The organism is Autumnicola tepida (assembly GCF_031846485.1).
Taxonomy (GTDB): Bacteria; Bacteroidota; Bacteroidia; order Flavobacteriales; family Flavobacteriaceae; genus Autumnicola; species Autumnicola tepida.
Window position 1 is genome coordinate 83,287 of sequence record NZ_JAVRHQ010000017.1, and the last position, 6,888, is coordinate 90,174.

Sequence of the window (6,888 nt, forward strand, 5' to 3'; positions counted from 1 at the left end):
AAAGGTCCTTTTCAGTTTATATAAATCTGCAGCAAAATGGCTAATTATAACAAAGAGATAAAAGGCATTAAGAAACCCACCAATATTAAATTTTCGGGCTGGAAAAAAATCGTTTTAAATGTGAAAGACCAGATTGCTGAAGATAATGTTTCCATTGTTTCGGCAGGAGTGGCGTTTTATGCCTTTCTTGCTGTTTTTCCCGCTATAGTTGCGCTTATTTCTATTTACGGCCTTGCCGTAGATCCCCAGCAAATACAGGGACAGCTGGCTGAACTTTCTTCTATGATGCCCGAACAGGCGTACGAAATTCTGCAGGCACAGGTAGAAAGTTTCCTCTCCACCCCGGGAGAAGCTTTGGGCTGGGGTACCGCAATTGGTATTATTTTTAGCCTGTGGAGTGCCAACAAGGGCACTAAATCCCTCTTCACCGGGGTAGATATCGCCTATGGCACCGAGAAACCCCGCGGCTTTATAAAGGAAAATGCCCTTACCCTCCTATTTACCTTTGGCGCCGTGGTTCTTATTATTTTGAGCATGGCATTTATTGTGGCTTTTCCCGCCTTTGTAGACCATTTGAGGCTGCCCGGCCCTATCCGTACATTAATTGGCTGGGGGCGCTGGCTACTATTGGCGCTGACTGTGGTCTTTTTTCTTGCCCTGGTTTATCGTTATGCCCCGCCGCACCATACCCCCGCTTTCAAATGGGTGGTTCCCGGTGCTATCCTTTCTACCCTGCTGTGGTTGATTGCTTCCTGGGGATTTTCCTATTACGTGAGCAACTTTGGGAGTTACGGGGAAGTTTATGGTTCCATTTCGGCTATAGTGGTACTGCTTATGTGGCTTTACCTAACCAGTTTTATCATTCTTATTGGCGCTGAATTGAATTCAGAAACCGAAAATTACGTCCGCCACGACACAAAAGCGGAGAAGTAAAATCCCTTTCTGCGGAAAAATTCTCTGCGGAATAACTGCCACTCCTAAAATCTCTGTGCCTTTGTACTATCTTTGCATCTTATGAGCAAACTGGTACAGGTCTCGGTTTTACCCCAACAGCAGGAAGACAGGGAAATTATTCTGCAAATCGCTTTAGAAAAAGCCGAGCTTAAAAAGGCTGAAATTGAAAGCTGGCGTATCCGGAAACGTTCTATAGATGCCCGCCGCAAACCGGTTAAACTAAATTTACAGATAGAGTTCTGGCTAAAGCATGAAGTGAGGGAAGAAATTCCCGTGTACAGGCCACAGCAGGTTTCTGCAGCTAAGGAAGTGGCCATTATTGGGGCCGGGCCGGCAGGACTTTATGCCGCCCTGCGCTGCGTAGAGGCAGGCTTAAAACCGGTGGTTTTCGAACGCGGGAAAGATGTTCGCGCCCGCAGGCACGATCTCGCTAAAATCAATAAAGAGCACACCGTAAACCCCGAATCCAATTACTGTTTTGGCGAAGGCGGCGCGGGCACTTATTCCGATGGCAAACTCTATACCCGTTCCAAAAAACGCGGCAACGTATTAAAGGCCCTGGAGTGGTTTGTTCATTTTGGAGCCGATGCCGATATTCTGATAGACGCGCACCCGCATATTGGCACCAACAAATTGCCGAAAATCATCACCGCTATGCGGGAGGCGATAATTGAAGCAGGTGGAGAAGTACATTTTAACTCTAAACTTACCAATCTCAGGATCGAAAAAGAGCAAATTAAGGCTATAGAAATCAATGCTGAAAAGTGGCTTTCTTTTGATGAAGTTATTTTGGCCACAGGCCATTCTGCCAGGGATATTTTCTACCTGCTTCATGATAATAATATTAAAATTGAAGCCAAGCCTTTCGCTATTGGGGTTCGTGTTGAACATCAGCAAAAATTAATAGATCACATCCAGTATCATGGGGATGATGAAAATCCTTATCTGCCCCCGGCATCTTACAGCCTGGTAGAACAGGTAGATGGGATGGGGGTATATTCTTTCTGCATGTGCCCGGGTGGGATTATAGCGCCCTGTGCCACTGCCCAGGAAGAAGTGGTCACCAATGGCTGGAGCCCCAGCAAACGAAACAATCCATATTCTAACTCGGGGATAGTGGTGAGCGTTCAACCTGAAGATTTGCCAAATTTTAAACCTGGTGATCCTTTTGTTTGTCTTGATTTTCAAAAAATGGTAGAACAAAAATGCTGGGAAGCAGCGGGCAAAACCCAGCGCGTGCCGGCGCAGCGCATGGTAGATTTTGTTGAAGGAAAAATCTCTGCCGATTTCCCTAAAACCTCTTATCAGCCGGGAATTGTAAGTGTTGATCTGAATAAAGTTTTACCTCCACTAATCGCCAAACGACTACGGAAAGCTTTTGTGATGTTCGGCAAAAAAATGAAAGGCTACTATACCAATGAAGCTGTATTGCATGCACCTGAAAGCCGTACTTCCTCTCCGGTTTCCATTCCGCGTGATCCTGACACATTAGAGCATATTCAAATAAAAGGACTTTATCCCTGCGGCGAAGGTGCGGGTTACGCAGGCGGAATTATTTCGGCAGCCATAGACGGGATAAATTGTGTGGATGCGATAGTGAGAAAATAGTTCGGAGTTCAGGAACAATTCAACATTCAAAATTCAACATAAATAAAACCGCTCCCATCCTTTACAGGGACGGAAGGCCGAAGGAAAATTCTAAGTTCGGGGCTGGGAATTTGTTGTGGGTTGGCAGTTGTCAGTTTGATTTGTCAACTTCACTTTTCAACTTCTAATTTCCAACCTCTAACCCCACTTTAAACTTTAAGCCTTACCCCGTTAACCAACCTTGGATCTGGCGCGGTTTCCTGCCGTGAAATCCAACTGATGCTGATAGAAATATATCCCAGCTCCTCCACTACTTTTCCCCGGCAGAGATAAATTCCTTTATTCCGCAGCGGATATTTTTCGGCAGTATCGGGAAACTGGACGGTATCGAAAATATCGGCATTTTCATCATAGAAAGTTCCAAAATACATGTATTTCCCGTTTACCGTGCCTGTTTTTTTAGCGGTGATCAAATTCCCGTAAATCTCTATTTCCTTGCCTATAAAATTTTTAAGGTGAGCAGCTTTTACAGCGGGCTTCATTGGGAATTTCAACAAATCGAAATGACTGGTTAGCGGAAATCCCAGCAGCTCCATCTGGTCGTAAGCTTCAATCAATCGGGAAAATTCAAATTCCGGCAAATCAAAATCCCTGTGTTTCGGCTTAAATAATACCGCCTGGGTAGCTTTTGGTTTGCTTTTGCTCAGTTTAAAATGCGCTTTCCAGAGCAGGTGGTATTTATCCAGCCCGGTAAACCTAAAGGCATTTATTTTCAGCAAAATGCTGAGTTGTTCCACAGAGATATGCACCCTGTCTATAAAATCGTCCAGCGATTTAAAATTTCCAAAAAACTGCCGGTTTTCCAGGATTTGCTGAACCACTTTTGTTTCCAGTTCTTTAATATAGCCAAGGCCCAGGTAAATATCATTCCCGTAGATGGTGTTAGGATGGTCGCTTTTATTTATGCAGGGGGCATGAATGGTACCACCGCATTTACGTATTTCCTGAAGATAGGTTTCCACAGTGTAAAAGCCCCCGCCGTTATTAAGCGCGGCCACCATAAATTCCAGCGGAAAATACTTTTTTAAATAAAGGCTCTGGTAACTCTCTACCGCATAGGAAGCGGAATGGCCCTTCGGAAAAGCATACCCGGCAAAAGACGAAATCTGCTCCCACACCTCTGTGGTAAGTTCTTCGGAATAGCCTTTTTGTTTGCAATTCTCCCTGAAGGTTTGTTCAATTTTCTGCATTTGTTCTCCTGAAGTTTTTTTGCCGCTCATTCCCCGCCGCAACACATCGGCATCATCTAAATCCAGGCCGGCAAAGCGATAAGCGACTTTCATCACATCTTCCTGATACACCATCACCCCGTAAGTATCAGGCATAATTTTATACATTACCGGATGTGCCTGTTTCCTGCGTTCAGGATCGCGATGGCGTTTAATGAATTCCTCCTTCATGCCCGCACTGGAAATCCCCGGCCTGATTACCGAACTGGCTGCCACCAGGTTTTCATAATTATCGGTCTGCAGTTTGGTAAGCAGCCCGCGCATGGCGGGGGATTCCACATAAAAAACGCCCATACAATCGCCCACTTTCAGCAAATCGTTAATTGCGGGATCTTTCTTAAAAACCGATACATTCTCCATATCCTCAATGCAAGCGGCTGGCTGGTTGCGCTTAATAATTTCAATGGCATCGGTGATTTTTGAGAGTCCGCGCTGGGCCAGAATATCAAATTTATGTATGCCCACTTCTTCAGCAATATTCATATCAATCTGGATGGTGCGAAAACCTTTGGGCGGGAGAAAAGTGCCGGCATAGTGATGCACGTCCTCATTCAGAATAAGAATTCCGCCGGAATGTACGCTCAGGTAATTGGGAAAACCTTCAATTAAAGCACTGTATCTTATTACCAATTTTTCCAGTTCGTCCAGCTCCTTATAATTAAAATATCCGGCAGAGAGCTTGTCAATTTCCTCTTTGGGCAAACCAAGAACCTTTCCCAACTCCCGCGCGACCGCCCGGGGTTTAAAGGTTACATAAGTGCCCATAAGCGCGGTATGGCTATAAGTTTCAAATATATGCGCCGTTACATCGTTGCGGTGTTTCCAGGAAAAATCGATATCGAAATCGGGAGGGGATTTGCGATTGGCATTTATAAAGCGTTCAAAATACAGATCGAGCTCAATGGGATCTACATTGGTAATGCCAATAATATAGGCCACGATAGAATTGGCGCCGCTCCCCCGCCCTATCACCGGATAATTTCGGGATTTCGCGTAGTCCACAATTTCCAGGTTGATCAAAAAATAAGAAACAAAGCCCAGTTTTATAATCGCGGAAAGTTCTTTCTCCACCCGCTCATACACTTCCTGCCCGGCATTGGGATAACGCTTGGGGAGTTTTTCGTAACACCGGGTACGCAAACGTACCTCATCTTCACCTTTATTCTTTCCCAGGACCCGTAAATTCCTGTTTTGCCCCCTCCCGAATTCAAAACTTACCTGGCAGGCCTGCATCAGCTTTCGGGTATTTTCCAGAATGTGCGGGAATTCTTCAAATTGGGCTTCTAATTTCTTCTGCGGGAGCATCTGGTGGGAAAAAGATCCCTGTTCACTTTCGGGAAGTTTGCTGAGCAAGGTGTTATTATCAATTGCCCGTAGCAGCCGGTGGGCGTTGTAATCTTTTTTACTGCGGAAGCTGACGCTTTGCAGCAGCACCAGTTTGTCTTTTAATTTTCTATATTCCGAAAATTGCAGTTTCCGAAGGCTTTCTGTAGAAATCCCGATAAATTCATTTTCCCTGAAATTTTTCTTTTTCCGGGAAAGGATTTTCTCAAGAGGATAAATGATCTGACAGTCAGACAATTGCGGAGCCTCGGTTTCAAAATTTTTTCCAGCATGAAGGTGATGGGAAAGGTGTTCATTCAGCTGCCTGAAACCTTCATTGTTTCTGGCAATTCCCACATACTGCTGTTCCACACCATTCCTGAAATCGATTCCAACCAAAGGAGTAATATCAAATTCAGGAGCAATTTTTAAAAATTCCAGACAGGCTGAAGTATTGTTAATATCGGTCACCGCCAGGGCCTTTACCTTATTCTTAATCGCCAGCTCACATAAAGCTTCCACGGGAAAAGTGCCGTAGCGCAGGGAATAGTAGGTATGGCAGTTTAGGTACATCTTTCTGTTGTGGGTTGTAGGTTTTAAAAATCCTGGTTCTTGATTCCTGTCTCTTTAATGATTTATTTTAAATGATAAATTCTAAATTTTGAATTGTTTCGCTCTCTATTCTGTTTTCTGTTATGGGATGTTTAAAGTTGGGGAGTTGGGATAAAACTTTAAACTTTCCTCTCTCCACTATTTTTTAATTTTGAATGATGAATTTTGAAATGTTATCGGTTGTAGATTAAAGAAAATTCGGAGTTAAAAAATCCTGGTTCTTAATTCCTGTCTCTTTAATGATTTATTTTAAATGATAAATTCTAAATTTTGAATTGTTTCGCTCTCTATTTTGTTATCTGTTATGGGATGTTTGAAGTTGGGAGGTAACTTTAAACTTTCCTCTCTCCACTATTTTTTAATTTTGAATGATAAATTTTGAATGGTTGAAATTCGAAGTTGGTTGTTCAGAGCTTTGAGTTTTTTTGAAGATTTTTTAGAAGAAATCATTGCCTCTTTAGCTCATTAACTTTTTTAACTCCGAACTTTTCACTTTCCACTCTTCACCTTTTCTATCCACAAATCACATTGCACATTCTCCATTATTGATTATTCATTTATCCTTAACTTTAACTTCGTACCTCGTATTTCTAACTTCATACCTGTAACAAAAGCCCATCCCATTTTTCAAGGGAAGATAACATAAGGCCGGGGTTTAACAGAATTTGAGACGCAGCTGTGAACTAATTTAAATTACTCATTTCCCATCTTTTTAAGCCTTTACTCTTTCTTTTTCCTTAGATGAAAAAGAAACAAAAAATCAAGGCTTACGAAGTTTTATCTAAATTTTTCATTCGACACCTAAATTTTATGAACTCGCTGTCATACCGTTCTTAAATACTTATATCTGCACAGCTCAAACAGCATAAAATTTTACGGTGCCTTCATTTCAAATTTTACGATAAACCTTCGATAGGCCGGTTTATTTAAGCTTCAGCATGCTTTGAATGTTTCACAAATTCTGATTTCCTCTCTCCTTATTCTATAACTTTAAATGATAAATTTTGAATTTTTATTGTTGCCGGTTGTGGGTTGAATGAAGTTCGGAGTTGGTTGTTCAGAGCTTTGAGTTTTTTTGAAGATTTTTTAGAAGAAATCATTGCCTCTTTAGCTCATTAACTTT

General features: G+C 42.6%; 3 protein-coding genes. 2 read left to right on the top strand and 1 reads right to left on the bottom strand.

Features of this window, described 5'->3' with window-relative positions; translation table 11 throughout:
- Positions 1–36 precede the first annotated feature (36 nt).
- Both RM553_RS13590 and RM553_RS13595 read left to right on the top strand, forming a co-directional pair.
- Positions 37–933: a YihY/virulence factor BrkB family protein gene (locus RM553_RS13590; protein WP_311535483.1), complete on the top strand. Its 897-nt coding sequence runs from the start codon at positions 37–39 to the stop codon at positions 931–933.
- Between the two features lie 81 nt (positions 934–1,014).
- Positions 1,015–2,562 (top strand): NAD(P)/FAD-dependent oxidoreductase, encoded by a 1,548-nt coding sequence (locus RM553_RS13595; RefSeq protein ID WP_311535484.1) that lies wholly within the window; start codon positions 1,015–1,017, stop codon positions 2,560–2,562.
- A 188-nt stretch (positions 2,563–2,750) separates the two neighbouring features.
- On the opposite strand, the gene RM553_RS13600 is transcribed toward RM553_RS13595, so the two are convergent.
- Positions 2,751–5,726 (bottom strand): DNA polymerase III subunit alpha, encoded by a 2,976-nt coding sequence (locus tag RM553_RS13600; RefSeq protein WP_311535485.1) that lies wholly within the window; start codon positions 5,724–5,726, stop codon positions 2,751–2,753.
- Positions 5,727–6,888: the final 1,162 nt, after the last annotated feature.